The sequence below is a fragment of the Burkholderia sp. SJZ089 genome, assembly GCF_007828315.1.
GTDB classification, from domain to species: Bacteria; Pseudomonadota; Gammaproteobacteria; order Burkholderiales; family Burkholderiaceae; genus Burkholderia; species Burkholderia gladioli.
Window position 1 is genome coordinate 47,086 of record NZ_VIUM01000023.1, and the last position, 20,393, is coordinate 67,478.

The 20,393-nt window shown below is 69.6% G+C and carries 16 protein-coding genes; 9 read left to right on the plus strand and 7 right to left on the minus strand.

The window, feature by feature from the left end; translation table 11 throughout:
• Nucleotides 1–18: 18 nt before the first annotated feature.
• Both FB600_RS31765 and icd read right to left on the minus strand, forming a co-directional pair.
• Complete coding sequence (locus FB600_RS31765; protein ID WP_098153664.1) at nt 19–2,247, minus strand: NADP-dependent isocitrate dehydrogenase; 2,229 nt, start codon at nt 2,245–2,247, stop codon at nt 19–21.
• Nucleotides 2,248–2,415: 168 nt separating this feature from the next.
• Complete coding sequence (gene icd, locus FB600_RS31770; RefSeq protein WP_046577369.1) at nt 2,416–3,669, minus strand: NADP-dependent isocitrate dehydrogenase; 1,254 nt, start codon at nt 3,667–3,669, stop codon at nt 2,416–2,418.
• A gap of 235 nt (nt 3,670–3,904) precedes the next feature.
• Here icd and FB600_RS31775 point away from each other — a divergent pair, with 235 nt between their 5' ends.
• The 4 genes from FB600_RS31775 to fusA all read left to right on the plus strand — a co-directional run bounded on the left by FB600_RS31775 (nt 3,905) and on the right by fusA (nt 8,197).
• A complete protein-coding gene (locus FB600_RS31775; RefSeq protein WP_017920498.1) occupies nt 3,905–4,483 on the plus strand; it encodes a pseudouridine synthase in 579 nt (192 codons plus the stop codon).
• Between the two features lie 256 nt (nt 4,484–4,739).
• A complete protein-coding gene (locus FB600_RS31780; RefSeq protein WP_082193305.1) occupies nt 4,740–4,940 on the plus strand; it encodes a hypothetical protein in 201 nt (66 codons plus the stop codon).
• A 217-nt stretch (nt 4,941–5,157) separates the two neighbouring features.
• Nucleotides 5,158–5,673 carry a DUF192 domain-containing protein gene (locus FB600_RS31785; RefSeq protein WP_098181626.1) on the plus strand — a complete coding sequence of 172 codons (516 nt, stop codon included), beginning with the start codon at nt 5,158–5,160 and terminating at the stop codon, nt 5,671–5,673.
• 412 nt (nt 5,674–6,085) lie between these two features.
• Nucleotides 6,086–8,197: an elongation factor G gene (fusA, locus tag FB600_RS31790; RefSeq protein WP_013699158.1), complete on the plus strand. Its 2,112-nt coding sequence runs from the start codon at nt 6,086–6,088 to the stop codon at nt 8,195–8,197.
• Between the two features lie 183 nt (nt 8,198–8,380).
• Here the strand turns inward: fusA and FB600_RS31795 are convergent, their stop codons facing one another.
• Both FB600_RS31795 and FB600_RS31800 read right to left on the minus strand, forming a co-directional pair.
• Nucleotides 8,381–9,700: an MFS transporter gene (locus FB600_RS31795; protein WP_145757965.1), complete on the minus strand. Its 1,320-nt coding sequence runs from the start codon at nt 9,698–9,700 to the stop codon at nt 8,381–8,383.
• A 143-nt stretch (nt 9,701–9,843) separates the two neighbouring features.
• A complete protein-coding gene (locus tag FB600_RS31800) occupies nt 9,844–10,296 on the minus strand; it encodes a MarR family winged helix-turn-helix transcriptional regulator (protein ID WP_096750319.1) in 453 nt (150 codons plus the stop codon).
• Nucleotides 10,297–10,476: 180 nt separating this feature from the next.
• Here FB600_RS31800 and FB600_RS31805 point away from each other — a divergent pair, with 180 nt between their 5' ends.
• On the plus strand, nt 10,477–11,517 hold the full coding sequence (locus tag FB600_RS31805; RefSeq protein WP_096750318.1) for a HoxN/HupN/NixA family nickel/cobalt transporter: 1,041 nt from the start codon (nt 10,477–10,479) through the stop codon (nt 11,515–11,517).
• Between the two features lie 45 nt (nt 11,518–11,562).
• Here the strand turns inward: FB600_RS31805 and FB600_RS31810 are convergent, their stop codons facing one another.
• Complete coding sequence (locus FB600_RS31810; protein WP_145757975.1) at nt 11,563–12,405, minus strand: aldo/keto reductase; 843 nt, start codon at nt 12,403–12,405, stop codon at nt 11,563–11,565.
• A gap of 170 nt (nt 12,406–12,575) precedes the next feature.
• On the opposite strand from FB600_RS31810, the gene FB600_RS31815 reads away from it, so the two are divergent.
• Complete coding sequence (locus FB600_RS31815; RefSeq protein ID WP_013699163.1) at nt 12,576–13,322, plus strand: GntR family transcriptional regulator; 747 nt, start codon at nt 12,576–12,578, stop codon at nt 13,320–13,322.
• 81 nt (nt 13,323–13,403) lie between these two features.
• On the opposite strand, the gene FB600_RS31820 is transcribed toward FB600_RS31815, so the two are convergent.
• Nucleotides 13,404–14,804: a CoA transferase gene (locus FB600_RS31820; protein WP_145757964.1), complete on the minus strand. Its 1,401-nt coding sequence runs from the start codon at nt 14,802–14,804 to the stop codon at nt 13,404–13,406.
• Nucleotides 14,805–14,940: 136 nt separating this feature from the next.
• Here FB600_RS31820 and FB600_RS31825 point away from each other — a divergent pair, with 136 nt between their 5' ends.
• The 3 genes from FB600_RS31825 (at nt 14,941) to FB600_RS31835 (ending at nt 19,305) form a co-directional block, all read left to right on the plus strand.
• A complete protein-coding gene (locus FB600_RS31825) occupies nt 14,941–16,197 on the plus strand; it encodes a citrate/2-methylcitrate synthase (RefSeq protein WP_096750315.1) in 1,257 nt (418 codons plus the stop codon).
• Nucleotides 16,198–16,419: 222 nt separating this feature from the next.
• Nucleotides 16,420–17,853 carry a multidrug transporter subunit MdtD gene (gene mdtD / locus FB600_RS31830; RefSeq protein WP_013699166.1) on the plus strand — a complete coding sequence of 478 codons (1,434 nt, stop codon included), beginning with the start codon at nt 16,420–16,422 and terminating at the stop codon, nt 17,851–17,853.
• Nucleotides 17,854–18,051: 198 nt separating this feature from the next.
• Complete coding sequence (locus FB600_RS31835) at nt 18,052–19,305, plus strand: EAL domain-containing protein (protein WP_036038570.1); 1,254 nt, start codon at nt 18,052–18,054, stop codon at nt 19,303–19,305.
• Nucleotides 19,306–19,347: 42 nt separating this feature from the next.
• On the opposite strand, the gene FB600_RS31840 is transcribed toward FB600_RS31835, so the two are convergent.
• On the minus strand, nt 19,348–20,391 hold the full coding sequence (locus FB600_RS31840; protein WP_096750313.1) for a 2-dehydropantoate 2-reductase: 1,044 nt from the start codon (nt 20,389–20,391) through the stop codon (nt 19,348–19,350).
• Between the last annotated feature and the right edge of the window lie 2 nt (nt 20,392–20,393).

The following is a 20,393-nucleotide window of genomic DNA, read 5'->3' on the forward strand; positions in this document are numbered from 1 at the left end:
GCCGGGCACTCGCCCGGCTTACTTGCCCAGTGCGTCGATCACGCCGTTGAGCGTCGCGCTCGGGCGCATCGCCTTGCTGGTCAGCTCGACGTTCGGGCGGTAGTAGCCACCGATGTCGACCGGCTTGCCCTGCGCCGCGCCGAGTTCCTCGACGATGCGCGCCTCGTTCTCCGTCAGCGTCTTGGCGACGCCGGCGAATTGCGCGGCCAGTTCCGCGTCATCGGTCTGCGCGGCCAGCGCCTGGGCCCAGAACAGGCACAGGTAGAAGTGGCTGCCGCGGTTGTCGATGCCGCCCACCTTGCGTGCCGGCGAACGGTTCTCGTCGAGGAACTTGCCGGTGGCCTGGTCGAGCGTCTTGGCCAGCACCAGCGCCTTCGGGTTGTGGTACTGGTTGCCCAGGTGCTCCAGCGAGGCGGCCAGCGCGAGGAATTCGCCCAGCGAATCCCAGCGCAGGAAGCCTTCCTCGTTGAACTGCTGGACGTGCTTGGGCGCCGAACCGCCCGCGCCCGTCTCGAACATGCCGCCACCGGCCATCAGCGGCACGATCGACAGCATCTTGGCGCTGGTGCCCAGCTCCATGATCGGGAACAGGTCGGTCAGGTAGTCGCGCAGCACGTTGCCGGTCACCGAGATGGTGTCCTTGCCGGCGCGGATGCGCTCCAGCGAGAAACGGGTCGCCTCGACCGGCGGCAGCACGCGGATATCGAGACCGCTGGTGTCGTGATCCTTCAGGTACTGCTCGACCTTCTTGATGATCTGCGCGTCGTGGGCGCGGTTCGCGTCGAGCCAGAACACGGCCGGCGTGTTCGAGGCGCGCGCGCGGTTCACGGCCAGCTTGACCCAGTCCTGCACCGGAGCGTCCTTGGTCTGGCACATGCGCCAGATGTCGCCCGTCTGCACCGTGTGCTCGAGCAGCACGTTGCCGGCTTCGTCGGTGACGCGCACCACGCCGTCGGCGGGAATCTGGAAGGTCTTGTCGTGCGAACCGTATTCCTCGGCCGCCTGCGCCATCAGGCCGACGTTGGGCACGCTGCCCATCGTCACCGGATCGAACGCGCCGTGCTGCTTGCAGTCGTCGATCACGGCCTGGTACACGCCCGCGTAGCAGCGGTCCGGAATCACGGCCTTGGCGTCGTGCAGCTTGCCGTCGGCGCCCCACATGCCGCCCGAGTCGCGGATCATGGCGGGCATCGAGGCGTCGACGATCACGTCGCTCGGCACGTGCAGGTTGGTGATGCCCTTGTCCGAGTTGACCATCGCCAGGTGCGGACGCTTCTCGTACTGGGCCTTGATGTCGGCTTCGATCGCTGCACGCGTCTCGGCCGGCAGGTCCTTCAGGCGCGCGTAGAGATCGCCGATGCCGTTGTTCGGGTTGAAGCCGATCTTGGCGAGCGTGTCGGCATGCTTGGCCAGCACGTCTTCATAGAACACCGACACCACCTGGCCGAACAGGATCGGATCGGACACCTTCATCATGGTGGCCTTCAGGTGCACCGAGAACAGCACGTCCTTGGCCTTCGCGTCGGCGACCTGCGCCTCCAGGAAGCTGCGCAGCGCGGCGCGGCTCATCAGCGAGGCGTCGATGATCTCGCCGGCCTTCACGGCGGTCTTTTCCTTCAGCACCTTCTTGGTGCCGTCGGCCGTGGTCAGCTCGATCTTGACGTTGCCGGCCGTGCCGATCAGCGCCGACTTCTCGCTGCCGTAGAAATCGCCCTCGCTCATGCTCGAGACGTGCGACTTCGAATCGGCGGTCCAGGCGCCCATCTTGTGCGGGTGCTTGCGGGCGTAGCTCTTGACCGACAGCGGCGCGCGGCGGTCCGAGTTGCCCTCGCGCAGCACCGGGTTCACGGCGCTGCCCTTGATCTTGTCGTAGCGTGCCTTGACGTCCTTCTCGGCGTCGTTGCCCGCTTCGTCGGGATAGTTCGGCAGCTTGTAGCCCTGCGCCTGCAACTCGGCGATGGCGGCCTTGAGCTGCGGCACCGAGGCGCTGATGTTGGGCAGCTTGATGATGTTCGCTTCCGGGCGCAGCGTGAGCTGGCCGAGTTCGGCCAGGTCGTCGCTGATCTTCTGCTCGGGCGTCAGCGCCTCGGGAAAGGCGGCGATGATGCGGCCGGCCAGCGAGATGTCACGCGTTTCGACGTCGACGCCCGACGAATGCGTGAAGGCCTTGACGATCGGCAGCAGCGAATAGGTCGCGAGTGCCGGAGCTTCGTCGGTGAGGGTGTAGATGATCTTGGACGTGGACATGTTTGATGCTTGGAACCGAGAAATTGACAGAAGATCGCTGAGAGCGAACCAACCGGGCCGCGATCTAACCAACCGCGAATGCGAGGCCGACGAACCGCTTTCTTGCCCCGGCGACATCGGCCGCGCGCCGGGGTGGCCGGATCGCTCCGGCGATACCGCTGGGCTTGCTTACATGTTTTCGATCAGCACGTTGCCGAAGCCCGAGCACGAGACCTGCGTCGCGCCCTCCATCAGCCGCGCGAAATCATAGGTGACGCGCTTCTGCTGGATCGACTTCTCCATCGCGGCGATGATCAGGTCGGCCGCCTCGGTCCAGCCGAGGTGGCGCAGCATCATCTCGGCAGACAGGATTTCCGAGCCCGGGTTCACGTAATCCTTGCCCGCGTACTTCGGCGCCGTGCCGTGGGTGGCCTCGAACATCGCCACCGAATCCGACAGGTTCGCGCCCGGCGCGATGCCGATCCCGCCGACCTGCGCGGCAAGCGCATCGGAAATATAGTCGCCGTTCAGGTTCAGCGTGGCGATCACGTCGTATTCGGCCGGGCGCAGCAGGATCTGCTGCAGGAAGGCGTCGGCGATCGAATCCTTGATGGTGATCTCGGCGCCCGTCCTGGGGTTCTTCACGCGCACCCAGGGGCCGCCGTCGATCAGCTCGCCGCCGAATTCCTTCAGGGCCAGGGCGTAACCGTAGTCGCGGAACGCGCCTTCGGTGTACTTCATGATGTTGCCCTTGTGCACCAGGGTGACCGACTTGCGGTCGTGGTCGATCGCGTACTGGATCGCCTTGCGCACCAGGCGCTCGGTGCCCTCGCGCGAGACCGGCTTGATGCCCAACCCGGAGCTGTCGGGGAAGCGGATCTTGGCGCCCATCTCCTCGCGCAGGAAGCGGATCACCTTCTTGGCCTGCTCCGAATCGGCCGGCCATTCGATGCCGGCGTAGATGTCCTCCGAGTTCTCGCGGAAGATCACCATGTCGGTCTTCTCCGGGGCGCGCACCGGCGAGGGCACGCCCTTGAAGTAGCGCACCGGGCGCAGGCAGACGTAGAGATCGAGTTCCTGGCGCAGCGTGACGTTCAGCGAACGGATGCCGCCGCCGACCGGCGTGGTGAGCGGGCCCTTGATCGAGACCAGGTAGTCGCGCACCACCTCGACCGTCTCCTCGGGCAGCCAGACGTCGGGACCATAGACGCGCGTGGCCTTCTCGCCCGCGTAGATCTCCATCCAGTGGATCTTGCGCTGGCCGCCGTAGGCCTTCTCCACCGCGGCGTTGACCACCTTCAGCATCACCGGCGTGACGTCGACGCCGCAGCCGTCGCCCTCGATGTAAGGGATGATCGGCTGATTCGACACGTTGAGCGTCAAATCCGGATTGACGGTGATCTTGTCACCCCCGTCCGGAACCACGATGTGCTGATACGGCATGGTCGACTCCAGTGAATGGCTGGGCTGATTGGAAAGCGTGTAGTTGCCTGGCTGATGCACAGAAAACCTTGGCCGCTATTCTAGCGCCCCGACCGGGCAAGGCGGCGCGAGCAACGCGCGCGGCTGCCGACGACCATCAAGTCTTATATAAGACAAAAGACTTGGCGTTCCGTATTATGCATTAAGATTCCGCCATTTGCCACACGATGCGGCCCGCCCCGCGCCCGCTCCCTCGATGCCCCTGATCGCCCTCAACAAGCCGTTCGGCACCATCTGCCAGTTCTCGGCGCACGAAACCCGCCCCTCGCTGGGCGACTGGGTGCGCACGCCCGGCGTCTATCCGGCCGGGCGGCTCGACGCCGACAGCGAAGGCCTGCTGCTGCTCACCGACGACGGCGCGCTGCAGGCTCGCATCGCCGAACCGCGTCACAAGCTGGTCAAGCGCTATTGGGCGCAGGTGGAAGGCGCGCCCGACGACGCCGCGCTCAAGGCGCTGGCGCGCGGCGTCGATCTCGGCGATTACGTGACGCGCCCCTGCCGCGCCGACTACGTCGAACCGCCCGAGACGCTGTGGCCGCGCAATCCGCCGGTGCGTTTTCGCGCCGCGATCCCCACCACCTGGATCGAGCTGTCGATCACCGAAGGCAAGAACCGCCAGGTGCGCCGCATGACGGCCGCGGTCGGCTACCCGACCTTGCGCCTGGTGCGCGTGGGCATCGGCGCGCTCGACCTGTTCGCGCTGGGCCTTGCACCGGGTGACACGCTCGCGCTGCCGCCGCGCGCGCCCTGGGACGGTTTTGCGCCCCACGCATGAAAGTTTCATGACGTGCGTCAACCGATCCTCTCGACCGCCCGTTATCAGACGCAGATGCCGACCGAAGCTATCCGGCATTGGCGCCAAGCCGCGGTAAGCCTGGTCCTTCCAGACCGAAGCCGCCCGCAGCCGTGTCCGCAGCGCCAGGAAAAATTTCCTGTCGCGTCTGTCAACCGAAAGGTGGATGGCCTCGTTAGACGAATTGACTCCTATGCCGGGTCATTTGGTTAATTAACTAAAGCTGAGGAAACACAAGATGAACAAACTGATCGCCGCTCTGGTCGCTGGCCTGTTCGCAACGGCTGCATTCGCACAAGCTTCGGCTCCGGCCGCTGCTCCGGAAGCCGCTTCGGCACCGGCCAAGAAGGCAACGCACAAGAAGCACGCTGCCAAGCACCACGCAAAGAAGAAGGCAGCTGCAAGCGAAGCAGCAGCCCCGGCAGCTGCTTCGAACTAAGCAAGCAGGCTGTAAACAGCATCGGGATCAGCAGTTCGGCTCCCGTGCCGTTGAAAGGCAGATCACCGCGAGGCGATCTGCCTTTTTGTTTTGGCCGCGCCCCAGGCGCGCACGGCCGCGAAGCTTTCAGCCGGCCTCGAGGCGCGCCCCCCCGCTGCACCGGCGCGCGCGCATCGCGTACCATGCAGCCCTCGATTACCCGTTCAGGAGTTCCGTCGTGCGATTCTCCCCGCGCTCTTCGCTGTCCCGCCTCGTGCGCCTTGCCGTGGTTCCCGTCGCGCTCGCGTTCGCCGCCGGCGGCATCGCGCCCGCCCTCGCGCAATCGAACGGCATTCCGCCGGGCGCGAAGCAGCCGAGCGAGTTCCCGCGCGTCAAGCTGCGCGCCGGCATGTACGTGATCGACGCGGCCGTGGCCGCCAACGAGGCCGATCGCGAACAGGGGCTGATGTATCGCAGCCAGCTCGCGCCGAACGAGGGAATGCTGTTCGTCTTCAACGAGAACGCGGTCCATTGTTTCTGGATGAAGAACACGCTGATCCCGCTGTCGATCGCCTTCATCCGCGCCGACGGCACCGTCACCGACATCGACGAGATGCAGGCAGAGACCACCGACAACCATTGCCCGCGCAACAACGGCGTCTATGCGCTGGAAATGAGCAAGGGCTGGTTCACGGCCAAGGGCATCAAGCCGGGCATGAAGCTCGACGGCCTGCCGCAGCCGCAGCAGCAGTGAGCGCGGCCGGCACGACGTTCTTGTAGCCCCCTGTCGTCCCTGTAGTCCTTGTATACAGCTGCAGCCTGCCGCCGCCAGCGCGCGCGGCGGGTCTGAAATCTCGCGCGGCGCACGCGGGGCCGGGGCTCATGCCCGGGCCGAAACCTCGTCCGGCGCCACCGCGTCCTCGCCGAATCCCTCCGAATTCCCCCTGAATTTCTCCCGGGCATCGCCCGCCGCGGCACGCCCGATGCGGCTTTCCGGCCGTCTGCCTGCCTCGCCCGCCCGGTTTCGCGCCCCCGCTTGAATCCCGGCCCGCGATCCCCACCTGCAAAAGCCACGAGCACAGGCTATGCTTGAAATCTCGAAAAAGTAGTCCCGGACCGGTCAATCTCGGCCGATCCGTACGTCCAGGAACCATCAGGAGGTTCACGTGCCCCGCAAAACCCCCATCGAGCGCTATCGGAATATCGGAATCAGCGCTCACATCGACGCCGGCAAGACCACGACGACCGAGCGCATCCTGTTCTACACCGGCGTGAGCCACAAGATCGGCGAAGTGCATGACGGTGCGGCCACGATGGACTGGATGGAGCAGGAGCAGGAGCGCGGCATCACGATCACGTCGGCCGCGACCACCGCGTTCTGGAAAGGCATGGCCGGCAACTATCCCGAGCACCGGATCAACATCATCGACACCCCGGGGCACGTCGACTTCACGATCGAGGTCGAGCGCTCGATGCGCGTGCTGGACGGCGCCTGCATGGTCTACGACTCGGTGGGCGGCGTGCAGCCGCAATCGGAAACCGTCTGGCGCCAGGCCAACAAGTACAAGGTGCCGCGCATCGCCTTCGTCAACAAGATGGATCGCGTCGGCGCGGATTTCTTCCGCGTGCAGAAGCAGATCGGCGATCGCCTGAAGGGCGTGGCGGTGCCGATCCAGATCCCGATCGGCGCCGAGGATCATTTCCAGGGCGTGGTCGACCTGGTCAAGATGAAGGCGATCCTGTGGGACGACGAGAGCCAGGGCGTGAAGTTCAGCTACGAGGAGATCCCCGCGAACCTCGTCGAGCTGGCCCATGAATGGCGCGAGAAGATGGTCGAGGCGGCCGCCGAGTCGAGCGAGGAACTGCTCGACAAGTACCTGACCGACCACGATTCGCTGACCGAGGACGAAATCAAGGCGGCGCTGCGCCAGCGCACCATCGCCAACGAGATCGTGCCGATGCTGTGCGGCAGCGCGTTCAAGAACAAGGGCGTGCAGGCCATGCTCGACGCCGTGATCGACTACCTGCCCTCGCCGGTCGACGTGCCCGCCATCCTCGGCCACGACTTCGCCGATCCGGAAAAGCAGGCCGAGCGTCATCCGAGCGACGACGAGCCGTTCTCGGCGCTGGCCTTCAAGATCATGACCGACCCCTTCGTCGGCCAGCTGATCTTCTTCCGCGTCTATTCGGGCGTGGTGGAATCGGGCGACACCCTGCTCAACGCGACCAAGGACAAGAAGGAGCGCCTGGGCCGGATCCTGCAGATGCACGCCAACGAGCGCAAGGAAATCAAGGAAGTGCGCGCGGGCGACATCGCCGCCGCGGTCGGCCTGAAGGACGCGACCACCGGCGACACGCTGTGCGCGGTGAACGCGCCGATCATCCTGGAGCGCATGGAATTCCCCGAGCCGGTGATCTCGCAGGCCGTCGAGCCGAAGACCAAGGCCGACCAGGAGAAGATGGGCCTGGCGCTGAACCGCCTGGCGCAGGAGGATCCCTCGTTCCGCGTGCAGACCGACGAGGAGTCGGGCCAGACGATCATCTCCGGGATGGGCGAGCTGCACCTGGAAATCCTGGTGGATCGGATGCGCCGCGAGTTCGGCGTCGAGGCCACGGTCGGCAAGCCGCAGGTGGCCTATCGCGAGACGGTGCGCACCGAGGCGAAGGACGTCGAGGGCAAGTTCGTCAAGCAGTCGGGCGGCCGCGGCCAGTACGGGCATGCCGTGATCACGCTGGAGCCGAACCCGGGCAAGGGCTACGAGTTCCTCGACGAGATCAAGGGCGGCGTGATTCCGCGCGAGTACATCCCGGCCGTCGACAAGGGCATCACCGACACGCTGAAGGCCGGCGTGCTGGCGGGCTACCCGGTGGTCGACGTGAAGGTGCACCTGACCTTCGGCTCGTACCACGATGTCGACTCGAACGAAAACGCCTTCCGCATGGCCGGCTCGATGGCCTTCAAGGAAGCGATGCGCCGCGCCAAGCCGGTGCTGCTCGAGCCGATGATGGCGGTGGAAGTGGAAACGCCCGAGGACTTCATGGGCAACGTGATGGGCGACCTGTCGAGCCGTCGCGGCATCGTGCAGGGCATGGACGACATCGCCGGTGGCGGCGGCAAGATCGTGCGCGCCGAGGTGCCGCTCTCGGAGATGTTCGGCTACTCGACCTCGCTGCGCTCAGCCACCCAGGGCCGCGCCACCTACACGATGGAGTTCAAGCACTACGCGGAAACGCCGAACAACGTCTCGGAAGCCGTGATCAAGTCGAAGGCGGGTTGAGGTCGGCCCGCTGATCGACACGGGGCGCCGCTCGCGGGCGGCACCCTGAATTCCGAAGCCCGTCCCTGGTGGACGGGCTTTTTATTGGGCGCGCCGCGGCGGCAAGGCGGTCGATGCCGCGACCGGCTCGGGCAGCGGATGGCGGCGGGCTCGCCGGGGCGCGCCGAGCTTCAGCATCGTGCTTCAGCGCCGCGCGGGCGGCTCGCGGGAAGCGGCCGAGGCCTGCCCGGCCGCCGGCTCCGAGGCGATCGCCTGCACCACGTCGAAGGCCTTGGCCGCCGCCGCAGCCTCGCCGTCGCGCGCCTGGCGCCGCATCGCGCGGATGGCGACCAGCGCGGCCGCCACGCCTGCGGCGGCGCCCACCCCGAGCGCCCAGCGCGGGCCGAAGCGATCGGCCACCCAGCCGACGATGGGCGCGCCGATCGGCGTGCCGCCCATCACGATCGCCACCCGCAGCGCCGTCACGCGCCCGCGCATGCCGGGCTCGGTGGACAACTGCATCAGGCTGTTCGAGGTATTGGTGATGGTCAGCGAGGCGATGCCGGTCACCACCAGCATCACGGCGAAGACCCAGAAGCCCGGCGAGAGCGCCGCGCAGGCGCAGCCGAGCGCGAACATCGCCGAGCCGGCCAGCAGGGTGCGCAGGTTCGGCTGCTCGCGGCCGGCGGCCACCAGCGCTCCCGCGATGGTGCCGATCGCCATGATGGACGACAACAGGCCGAAGCCGCTCGCGCCGGCATGGAACACGTCCACCGCCATGGTCGAGATGAAGATCTGGAAGTTCAGGCCGAAGGTGCCGATCAGGAACAGCATGGCGAGGATCGCGATCAGGTCGGGCCGCCCGCTCACGTAGCGCAGCCCGGCCGCGAGCCCGCCCTGGGCGCGCCGCGAACGCGCGCCCGGATGCCGGGCCGGGACGCGCAGCCGCGACAGCGACAGCAGCAACGCGCCGAACGACAGCCCGTTGATCACGAAGGCCCAGCCGGTGCCGACCGAGGCGATCACCACGCCGGCCACGCCAGGGCCGACCATGCGCGCAGCATTGAACACGGTGGAATTGAGCGCGACCGCGTTGGGCAGGTCCTCGTCGCCGACCAGCGAGGTGACGAAGGTCTGGCGCACCGGCGCGTCGAAGGCGGCCGCGCTGCCGAACAGCAGCGCGAACACATAGACATGCCAGAGCCGCGCCACGCCGGTCACCACGATCAGGCCCAACAGCAGCGCGAACAGGCCCATCAGCGCCTGGGTCACGCGCAGCAGCTTGCGCTGGTCGAAATGGTCGGCGGCGTAGCCGGTCCAGGGCAGCAGCAGCATCTGCGGCGCGTATTGCAGCGCCATCACCAGGCCCACCGCCGAGGCGTCGTGGCGCGTGAGCTGGGTCAGCACCAGCCAGCTCTGCGCGGTGCGCTGCATCCAGGTGCCGATGTTGGAGACCAGCGCGCCGGCCGCCCAAAGGCGGTAGTTCGGATGACGCAGCGAACGGAACGAGCGGGCCAGGTTCATCGCGGCTCCGGGCTGGCGGTGGACGTGCAGGCGACGGGAGCGCGGGAGGTGGAAGCGAGGGAAGCGGCAACCGAACGCGGCGCGCGGCTGGCCGGCAAGCACCTCGGTGCGGAGGAATCGGATCGCTCGCCGCGCCTCATCGCTCAATCCTCCGCGAGTCGCTGCAGCAGCGTGACGGCCGCAGCCAGCTCCTGGCGCTCGGCCGCCGACAGGCGAGCCTCGAGCGCGCGTCCGAGCCAATCCTCGCGCGCCGCGCGGCTGGCCCGCAGGCGCTCGCGATAGACCTCGGCCAGCGCAATGAGCGTCTGCCGGCCATCCTCGGGATCGGGCGACCCCGTCACGGCGCCGGCCGCCTCCAGCGCGGCGACGGTGGCGCGCATCGATTGCGGACGCACGCTCTCGGCGCGCGCCAGCGCGGAAACCGTGGCGGGACCGTCGCGTTCGAGGCGCAGCAGCACCGAGCGCTGCGAGGAGGTGAAATCGCCCGCGCGGCCCTGTTCACGCAGCCGGCGCATCAGCTTGCCGAGCGCGATGCGCAGCTCGCCGGCCAGATGCGCGGGTTCGTGCGGGGCGGGAGATGGGCAGACGGGGGACATGCGCGCAACGATAGCATCTCTACAGGAAAACTGCACAGTTAAACTGTAAAACCTGTTTCGACGGCAGGGCCGAGCCGGTCCCTGCCCGCGATCACGCGCGCCGTGGCTCGTCCGGTCATACCGCCGGATTTTTGCTCGTGTCAGAATCGTCGGCGTTCCCATCGATCCTCTTCATCGATCATGCCGACCCTGCCCAGCTCGTCCCGCCGCCAGTTGTTCCTGCTCTATGCCGGGCTGATCGGCGCCAACCTCGCCGCCTGGATCTGGGCACTGGTGGTGCTGCACGACCATCCGCTGCTGCTCGGCACGGCCGCGCTCGCCTACGGCTTCGGCCTGCGCCACGCGGTGGACGCCGACCACATCGCCGCGATCGACACGGTCACGCGCAAGCTGATGCAGGACGGCAAGCGGCCCTTCTCGGTCGGCCTGTTCTTTTCGCTGGGCCACTCCACCATCGTGATCCTGGCCACGCTGGGCATCGCGATCTCGGCGCTGGCGCTGCGCTCGCGCTTCGACGGCTTCAAGGCCGTCGGCGGCACCATCGGCACGGCCGTCTCGGCGGGTTTCCTGCTGGTGCTGGCGCTGATCAACCTGGTGATCCTGCGCGACATCTGGCGCCGCTACCGTCGCGCCCGCGCGGCCGGCGCCGAAGCCGCCGCGCATCACGAGCACGAGGCGGGCAGCCATCACCACGCGCCGGGCGGCCTGCTCACGCGCCTGCTGCGCCCGCTGTTCCGCCTGGTCACCCGGAGCGCCCACATGTACCCGGTCGGGCTGCTGTTCGGCCTGGGCTTCGACACTGCCACCGAGATCGGCCTGCTCGCGATCGCCGCCGCGCAGGCCAACCAGGGCCTGCCGCTGCACGCGGTGCTGGTGTTTCCCGCGCTGTTCACCGCCGGCATGACCCTGATCGACTCGACCGACAACGTGCTGATGGTGCACGCCTATGGCTGGGCGATGGACGACCCGAAACGCAAGCTCGCCTACAACCTCAGCATCACCTTCGTGTCGGCCGCCGTGGCGCTGGTGATCGGCGGCGTGGAGGCGCTCGGTCTGGCCGCCGACAAGCTCGGCCTGGCGGGCGGCTTCTGGGAGGCGATCGGCGCGATCAACGAGCGCTTCGGCGCGATCGGCTACGGCATCGTCGCGCTGTTCCTGGCCTGCTGGGTGGGCTCGATCCTGTTCCATCGCTGGCGCCGCGCCAGCTCGCAACTGGCCTGACGAAGCCGGGCGGCGCGCCGCCGGGCCTCCGCGGCGCCGCCACCGCTAGAGCATCTCCAGCGCCCGCTTGGCGCGCGGCGGCTCGAAGGCCACGTCGAGCCGCGCCAGCGCCGCATCGTCGAGCAGCAGGTCCTGCGCGGCGCGATTGGCGCGAACGTGCTCGACCGTGCCCGCCTTCGGAATCGCCAGCACCTCCTCGCGCCGCAGCACCCAGGCCAGCGCCACCTGCTCGGGCGTGAGGCCGCGCTCGGCGGCGATCTCGTCGAGCACGGTGCCGCGCGGCAGCCGCTGATGGTCGATCGGGCTGTAGGCCATGGCCGGCATGCGATGCATGGCCAGCCACGGCAGCAGGTCGAACTCGGGCCCGCGCCGCGCCAGGTTGTAGAGCACCTGGTTGGTCGCGCAGCCCGCGCCGCCCGCCGCGACCAGTTCCTCCATGTCGTCGGTGTCGAAATTGCTCACGCCCCAGTGGCGGATCTTGCCGGCCGCGCGCAGCGCCTCGAAGCCGGCCAGCGTCTCCTCCAGCGGCACGCCGCCGCGCCAATGCAGCAGGTAGAGATCGAGCCGGTCGGTGCCCAGGCGCTTCAGGCTGGCCTCGCAGGAGGCGATCATGCGACGGCGGTCGGCATTGTGCGGATAGACCTTGCTGACCAGGAACAGCTCGTCGCGCTGGCCGGCGATGGCCTCGCCGACCAGTTCCTCGGTGGCGCCCTCGCCGTACATCTCGGCGGTGTCGATCAGGGTCATGCCCAGTTCGATGCCGGCGCGCAGCGCGGCGATCTCGGCGGCGCGGCGCGCCGGCCGCTCGCCCATTTCCCAGGTGCCCTGCCCGAGCTTCGCGATCCTCTCGCCGTCGGGCAGCGCGATCGTCGTGGTGGTACTGGCCATCTCGTCCTCGCTGGTGATCCGGCAACAGGCCGGCTCGCCAGTGTAGCGAGGCACGCCGCGCGGCGCTCGCGGGCATCCGGCATACGGACTATCACCGAGCCGGGCATCGCGAGCTATAACGGCGGCGCGCGATGTCATAAAATGACCCCACCCTGTTTCACACCTCCTTCATGAAGCCACCGACGGAAGACCGCTGGCACGATCTGCGCCCCGACCCGGACAAGGACACGCCGCTCTACCTGCAACTCGCCCGCAAGCTCGGCGACGCGATCCACGAGAACCGCTGGGCGGCCGGCGAGGCCCTGCCGTCCGAGCGCGTGCTCTCGGAGGCGCTGGGCGTGTCGCGCATCACGGCACGCAAGGCGATCGCGCTGCTGGTCGAGCAAGGCCTGATCCGCCGCACCCACGGCGCCGGCAACTTCATCCAGCCACGCTACGAAGACCCGCTCTCGCGCCTGTCGAGCTTCAGCGAGATGCTGCGCCGCCGCGGCTTCACCCCCAGCTCGCGCTGGATCGCGCGCAGCGTGCAGCCCGCCAATCGCGACGAGGTGATCCAGCTCGGGCTGTCGCCAGCCGCCTCCGTGACGCGCCTGAAGCGCCTGCGCCTGGCCGACGACATCGTGATGGCGGTCGAGGATTCGACCTTCCCCGCCACCCTGATCCCCGACCCGGCCGCGATCGGCGATTCGCTCTACTCCTACCTCGAACAGCGCGGCACGCCGATCGTGCGCGCGCTGCAGCATTTCCGCGCCGTCAACGCCAGCGAGGAGATCGCCCGGCAGATGGGCATCGCCCCGCACGACGCGCTCCTGCTGATCACGCGGATCGGCTACACGGCCGACCAGCGCGCCATCGAGCTGACCGATACCTACTGCCGCAACGACTACTACGACTTCGTGGTGGAGCTGCGCAAGTAACGCAATCGGCCGGCGCGCGGCGCAAGTTCCGTGCGCGCTCCCGGCCGCGTCGGCGCATCGCGCGAATGCGATCCCGCCATCTCAATCGAGCCAGCGCGGCGCGTCGGTGCCCGGCGGCACCGGCGGGCGCGACAGGCTCGGCGACGTCTCCGACAGGCGCTCGGCCGGCCTCACGCCCCGCACCAGGCCGAACGGCGAGGCCAACGGCGCGTCCAGGCAGTCGCTCACCGCGTCGATGCCGAGGTCCGGCAGGTCGCGCCCGCCCTCGATCCGGCCGAAGGACTGCAGCCAGCGCCCGGTCTGCGCCAGCGAGACGCGCACACGCCAGCTCCCGCCCTCGCGCGCCCTGCGCCTGAGCGCCATCATCGCGCCGAACGCGGCCAGGTAGCCGGTCGCATGATCGAGCGCCTGGCAAGGCAGGTGCACCGGCGAATCCCGCCCGGCCGCGCGCTGCTCGTGCCAGGCGATGCCGCTGGCCGACTGCACCAGGCTGTCGAAACCGCGCCGCGTCGCCCAGGGTCCCTCGTAGCCATAGGCGCAGACCGACACGCTGACGATGCCCGGATGGCGCGCCGCCAGCGCCTCGTCCGAAAACCCGCGCGCGGCCAGCGCGCCGGGCCGGTACGACTGCAGGAACACGGCGGCGCCGCCCGCCAGCGCGTCGAGCGCGGCGCGGCCCTCGGCTTCGCGCAGGTCGAGATGGGCCGAACGCTTGCCGCGCCCGTTGTCGATCACCAGGGCCGGGATGTTGGGCAGGTGCGGGCCGTTCACCAGCAGCACCTCCGCGCCGTGCTGGGCCAGCGTGCGCCCGCCCACCGGGCCGGCGATGATGCGCGTCAGGTCGAGCACGCGCGTGCCCGACAAGGGCTGGCCCGCCTCGCCGGCGCCGACCGGGCGCGGCGGCGCATCGCCGATCCGCTCGATCTCGAACAGGGGCCGCCGCGCCAGCGCGCGCGCCGCCTCCAGGGCATGCCATTCCTCCGGAGTTCGAATCAATGCCGCGCAGAGCCCGGCCTCGGCGAGCGTGGTGTCGAGTTCGGCGCCGTCGCGGCCGAGGATCGCCGCGGCGATCGCTTCCGGCACGTCCTCGCAGCCCAGCACCGCGACGATGCCCTGCCGGTGATGCGCGAAATTTGCGTGCAACTGGATCCAGCGGCCATCGCGCGTGCGATAGAAACCGGTGGCGGGGTCTCGCGGCTCGGGCGGCGGCTTGCCGTCCACGCGCAGGTAGCGCTCGCTGCGGAACACGGCCAGCGCCGCGCGCTGGGCCACCGACACCTGCTGCGCGCGCCCGGTGCGCGCCCGGAAACATTCGGCCGCGGCCAGCCCCGCCGCGGCGACGGTGGCGCTCGCGAGCGTGCCGACGCGATGCACCGAGGGCAGGCCCGGGTCCTCGCCATGATCGAATTCGACGCGCGCCAAGGCATCGGCCGAGCCGCCCGCCATCTGCCATAGGGTGGCCAGGGCCTGTCGTGCATCCATGCTGATCTCCTGATCGACAATCGGTGCAGCGAGTCTAGAATTGCCGGTCGAAACCGATCAATCTTGATGGTTCGAATCAATACATACAGATTTGTTTGCTTGATCGCGCGCGACTGCGCGAAAGGGAGCCCTTGCGATGCCCCGCATCAACGCGGCCGAAGCCGCCCGCCTGCTCGGCGTGAGCGTGCCGACCCTGTATGCCTATGTCAGCCGCGGGCTGCTCGCCTCGCATGCCGACGGCCGCACCCGCCAGCGCGGCTACGACGCCGACGAGGTGCGCCTGCTGGCGCGCCGCCGCGCCGATGCCAAGCGCGCGGGCGGCGTGGCCGAGCGTTCGCTCGACTGGGGCGTGCCGGTGCTGGAGTCGAGCATCACCCAGATCGCCGGCGGCCGGCCGCATTATCGCGGCCGCGACGCGATCGGCCTGGCCGCCTCGGCCTCGCTGGAAACCGTGGCCGCGCTGCTGTGGGATTGCCCGGCCGAGCGCCTCGCCACGCAACCGGCGCTCGCCGGAGCCGAGCTGGCGCGCTGGCAGGGCTGGCTGCGGGACTGGGCCGACTGCGCGCCGCTGGATCGCGCGCTGGCGATGCTGCCGGCCTGCGCCGCGCGGCTGCCGCGCCGGTGGGCGCCCGGCGAGCAGGCGCGGCTGGAGGTGGCGGTGGCGCTGCTGCGCGCCACGCTCGCGGCACTGGCCGGCGGCCTGCCCTCGGCGCGTCCGGCGCACCTGCAGCTCGCCGAGGCCTGGAGCCTGGACAAGCGGCATGCCGAGCTGCTGCGCGCCGCCCTGGTGCTCTGCGCCGACCACGAACTGAACCCCTCGACCTTCGCGGTGCGCTGCATCGCCTCGACCGGCACCCACCTGTTCGGCGCGATCGCGGGCGGCCTGGCCGCGCTGGCCGGGCCGCGCCACGGCGGCGAGACGGTACGCGCGCGGGCCCTGCTCGACGAAGCCGCGCGCGCGGCCGACCTGGACCGCTACCTGGCGATCCGGCTCGCGCACGACGAACGCGGCGAGGGCGGGCGCACGCGCCTGGCCGGCTTCGGTCATCCGCTCTATCCCGACGGCGACCCGCGCGCCGGCGCGCTGCTCGGGATGCTGCGCGAGCATGCCGGGCTCGATGCCGCGGCGCGCGAGGCGCTGCGCAGCGCGCTGGCGGTGCTGGACGGCGTGGCGGCCGCCACCGGCGAGCGGCCGACCGTCGATTTCGCGCTGGCGCTGCTCGAACGCGTGCTGGCGCTGCCGGAGGGCGCCGCCTTCACGCTGTTCGCCGCCGGGCGCGCGGCGGGCTGGATCGCGCACGCGCTGGAGCAGCAGCGCGAAGGCAAGCTGATCCGGCCGCGCGCGCGATATGTGGGCGTCGATCCGCTCGACGTCGACCCGGCCGGCGCGTGATGCCGCTCGCGCCGGCGCCGAACGATGCATTCCCGCGCGACGCGGCCTCGATAGACCTGAAGGCACCGGTCCCGCTGCGCCCCGAAGGCGGCGTTTCCGGCGCATGAGGAGCACGAAACATCGTGCCGAGGACCCGGCGCCTCGATCATCCGCCCCCGAATCGGCTGCGCATCCGTCACGCTTTTCCTACAATGACGGCTGTCCGTGACTCCGAGCCCCGCCATGTCCCGTCCTCCCGCCGCCACGCCGAGCGAATCGTCCCTGACCGTGATGCTGTGGGTCGTGGCCACCGGCTTCTTCATGCAGACGCTGGACGCGACCATCGTCAACACGGCCCTGCCCTCGATGGCGGCGAGCCTCGGCGAATCGCCGCTGCGCATGCAGTCGGTGGTGATCGCCTACTCGCTGACGATGGCGGTGATGATCCCCGTCTCGGGCTGGCTGGCCGACACCTTCGGCACGCGCCGCGTGTTCTTCAGCGCGATCCTGATCTTCTCGGCCAGCTCGCTGCTGTGCGCCAACGCGCACACGCTGCCGCAACTGGTGGCCTTCCGCGTCGCGCAGGGCGTGGGCGGCGCGATGCTGCTGCCGGTCGGCCGGCTCGCGGTGCTGCGCACCTTCCCGGCCGAGCGCTACCTGCCGGCGCTGTCCTTCGTCGCGATCCCGGGCCTGATCGGCCCGCTGATCGGCCCCACCCTGGGCGGCTGGCTGGTCAAGATCGCCTCCTGGCACTGGATCTTCCTGATCAACGTGCCGGTCGGCGTGGTCGGCTGCCTGGCCACCTACTACTCGATGCCCGATTCCCGCAATCCCTCGGTGGGCCGCTTCGACCTGCGCGGCTACCTGCTGCTGACCACCGGCATGATCGCCGTGTCGCTGTCGCTCGACGGGCTCGCCGACCTCGGCATGGACCACGCCGCCGTGCTGGTGCTGATGATCCTCGGCCTGGCCTCGTTCGTCGCCTACGGCCTGTACGCGGTGCGCGCGCCGAACCCGATCTTCTCGCTCGAGCTGTTCCGGATCCACACCTTCAGCGTGGGCCTGCTCGGCAACCTGTTCGCGCGCATCGGCAGCGGCGCGATGCCCTACCTGATCCCGCTGCTGCTGCAGGTCAGCCTCGGCTACTCGGCCTTCGAGGCCGGCCTGATGATGCTGCCGGTGGCCGCCGCCGGGATGTTCTCCAAGCGCGTGATCACCGGGCTCATCACGCGCCACGGCTACCGCAAGGTGCTGCTGGCCAATACCGTGATGGTCGGGCTGCTGATGGCCAGCATGGCGCTGATGAGCGATCGCCTGCCGCTGTGGCTGCAGGTGCTGCAGCTGGCGATCTTCGGCGGCTTCAATTCGATGCAGTTCACCGCGATGAACACGCTCACGCTCAAGGACCTCGGCACCGGCGGCGCGAGCAGCGGCAACAGCCTGTTCTCGCTGGTGCAGATGCTGTCGATGAGCCTGGGCGTGACGGTGGCCGGCGCGCTGCTGGCCACCTTCACCGGCGTGATGCGCAGCGTCACCCCCACCCACACGCTGCCGGCCTTCCACGCCACCTTCCTGTGCGTGGGCATCATCACGGCCGGCTCGGCCTGGATCTTCGCCCAGCTCTCGCCGGACGTGCGCGGCGCGGCCAAGAAGACCGATCCCTCGGAACGCGCCTGAGCGGCGCGAACGGGGCCGCGCGGGTGCGCGGCGCGCCCCGCGATGCACCGCCGCGGTGCAATCCAGGCCCGCGCCGGGCCGGGCGCCACCCTCGCCCTCGACCCGAACCCGCCGAGACGGGCGGCGCCTGCCGCGCATGCTTCTTGCTCCTTCATGTGCGCTAGGTAAACTGTCACCCTCTCCCTCGCCGCCACCATGATGACCATGATCGACATCGATCCTCCCGGCTTCCAGCCGCCGCGCCCCGTCGCGGGCGACGACGGCAACCGGCGCACCGTGCTGTACGGCGACTACACCGTGTTCAGCGTATTCCAGCCGGTGTTCTCGGTCTCGCACCGGCGCGCGATCGGCTATCACGCCTCGCTGCGCGCGCACGGCGGCGACGGCGCCCAGGTGCCCTCGCACGAGGTGTTCACGCAGGCGGCGCGGCGCGGCGACCTGCTGGAGCTGGGACGGCTGGCGGAATCGCTGCACCTGGGCAACTTCCACGCCTTCGACAGCCAGGAGGAATGGCTCTTCCTGAGCCTGCACCCGGCAGCGCTGATGGACACCATCTACGGCGACGCCCTGCTGGCCAACCTCAAGGCGCTCGGCCTGCCGCCGCAGCGCGTGGTGCTCGAGGTGCCCGAGCAGGCCGGGGGCGACACGCCGCGCTTCGGCGCGATCGTCGACGGGCTGCGCAAGGCCGGCTTCCTGATCGCGCTGGGCGGCTTCGGCGCCAAGCATTCGAACATCGACCGCGTCTGGCACCTGCATCCCGACATCGTCACGCTCGATCGCGGCATCCTGGCCCAGGCCAGCGAGCACTCGCATCTGGAGCGCGTGCTGCCGGGGCTGGTCTCGCTGCTGCACGAATCGGGGCAACTGGTGCTGATGGGCGGCCTGTCGACCGAGCGCGAGGCGCTGATCGCGCTCGAATGCAATGTCGATTTCGTGCAGGGCACCTACTTCTCGGGGCCCAGCGTCGAGCCGGTGCAGCCGCAGGCCGCCGCCGGCTGCATGGATACGCTGTCGGCCGCGCTGCGGCTGCGCGTGGCCGAGCGCGAGCGCAACCAGCAGGCGCGTCTCGCGCCCTACCTGAGCGCGCTCGAACAGGCCAGCACCCAGCTCGGCGCCGGCCAGGACGTGGAGACGGCCACCGCCGCGCTGCTGGCCCTGCCCGACGCGGCACGCTGCTTCCTGCTGGACGCCTCGGGCCACCAGATCGGCGACAACGTGCTGCCGCGCATCCGCAGTTCGCAGCGCGCCAAGCGCTTCCGCCCGCTGCTGCATTCCGAAGGCGCGAGCTGGGAGCGACGTCCCTACTTCATCGACGCGATGCGCGCGCCCGGCCGCGTGCGCGTGACGCCGCCCTACCTGTCGATCAACGAGGCGCACCTGTGCGTGACCGCCTCGGTGGCCGCGCCCGGCGCGGACGGCATGCAGGTGCTGTGCGTCGACATCAACTGGTGATCTGATCGGGAAGACGCCGGCGGGCATCCTGCTCAAGCAGGCTCAGGCCGGCTCGGGCGGCGTGGGCGCCTCGCCGGCGGCATCGAGCAGGGTGTGCAGCAGGACGTCGGCGCGCCAGCGCTTGCGGGCGCGATCGCGCCCGGCCAACAGCACCAGCTCGCGCAGCCGCGCATTGACCGGTGCGGCCATGCCGATCTCGGCGGCGAGCCGGACGATCTCGCCGTTGAGCCAGTCGATCTCGGTCGAGCGGCCCGCGGACAGGTCGTCGGCCATCGAGGAGCGCGCCAGCGGATCGATCTCGAGCATCGAGTTCGCCAGACGCGAGAACAGCGCATCGGGCAGCGACAGCAGCCCCGGCATCCAGCCCGGCGGCAGCAGGGTCAGCCAGGCCGGCCGCAGGCCCGCGCGGCGCAGCACGCGCAAGGCCTCGCGCTGGGCCAGCGCCAGGCAGCGCCGGTAGTCGCGCTGCGCGAGCTGCTCGCGCAGCGGCAGCGCCGAGAGCGCATTCACCGCATTGTTGAGATTGAGCAGCAGCTTGGCCCACTGCACGGCCAGGATGTCCTCGCGGTGCCGCAGCGGCAGCACCGCGCGATCGAACACCTCGTCGATCCTCGCCAGATGCGGCGAGGCCTCCACCACCAGTTGCCCGCCCGAGCCCTGGTGGAACAGGCCATCGCCGCGCGCGATCACGTTGAAGGGCACCATGCCGGCCAGCACCGTGCGCGCCGGCAGCGCGATGCGCAGCGCATCGGCCTGGCGCACGCCGTTCTGGAAACTGATCACCACCGTGCCGGGGCGCAGCACCGGCTCGAGCGCGGCGGCCGCCGCCGGCGTGGCGGTGCACTTGACGCTGACCAGCACCACCTCGGCATCGGCCAGCGAACGCGGATCGGTGTCGAAGGCGATGCGCTCGGGCGCGACCTGCGCCTCGCGGCCCAGGTAGTCGTTCAGCGTGAGGCCGTGTTCGCGCAGCATCTCGCCGGTCGCGGCGCGCCCCACGAAGCGCACGTCGCCGCCGGCGACGGCGAGCCGGCCGCCGATGTAGCAGCCGATCGCCCCCGCGCCGAACACGGCGATCCTGGTCACCC

Excerpts from the sequence above, each read along its gene's own strand:
- FB600_RS31810 (WP_145757975.1), bottom strand. The coding sequence starts at position 12,405 with ATGGCCAGTACCACCACGACGATCGCGCTGCCCGACGGCGAGAGGATC.
- FB600_RS31800 (WP_096750319.1), bottom strand. The coding sequence starts at position 10,296 with ATGTCCCCCGTCTGCCCATCTCCCGCCCCGCACGAACCCGCGCATCTG.
- FB600_RS31815 (WP_013699163.1), top strand. The coding sequence starts at position 12,576 with ATGAAGCCACCGACGGAAGACCGCTGGCACGATCTGCGCCCCGACCCG.
- FB600_RS31795 (WP_145757965.1), bottom strand. The coding sequence starts at position 9,700 with ATGAACCTGGCCCGCTCGTTCCGTTCGCTGCGTCATCCGAACTACCGC.
- FB600_RS31825 (WP_096750315.1), top strand. The coding sequence starts at position 14,941 with ATGCCCCGCATCAACGCGGCCGAAGCCGCCCGCCTGCTCGGCGTGAGC.
- FB600_RS31835 (WP_036038570.1), top strand. The coding sequence starts at position 18,052 with ATGACCATGATCGACATCGATCCTCCCGGCTTCCAGCCGCCGCGCCCC.
- mdtD (WP_013699166.1), top strand. The coding sequence starts at position 16,420 with ATGTCCCGTCCTCCCGCCGCCACGCCGAGCGAATCGTCCCTGACCGTG.
- FB600_RS31780 (WP_082193305.1), top strand. The coding sequence starts at position 4,740 with ATGAACAAACTGATCGCCGCTCTGGTCGCTGGCCTGTTCGCAACGGCT.
- FB600_RS31765 (WP_098153664.1), bottom strand. The coding sequence starts at position 2,247 with ATGTCCACGTCCAAGATCATCTACACCCTCACCGACGAAGCTCCGGCA.
- FB600_RS31805 (WP_096750318.1), top strand. The coding sequence starts at position 10,477 with ATGCCGACCCTGCCCAGCTCGTCCCGCCGCCAGTTGTTCCTGCTCTAT.
- FB600_RS31820 (WP_145757964.1), bottom strand. The coding sequence starts at position 14,804 with ATGGATGCACGACAGGCCCTGGCCACCCTATGGCAGATGGCGGGCGGC.
- FB600_RS31775 (WP_017920498.1), top strand. The coding sequence starts at position 3,905 with ATGCCCCTGATCGCCCTCAACAAGCCGTTCGGCACCATCTGCCAGTTC.
- icd (WP_046577369.1), bottom strand. The coding sequence starts at position 3,669 with ATGCCGTATCAGCACATCGTGGTTCCGGACGGGGGTGACAAGATCACC.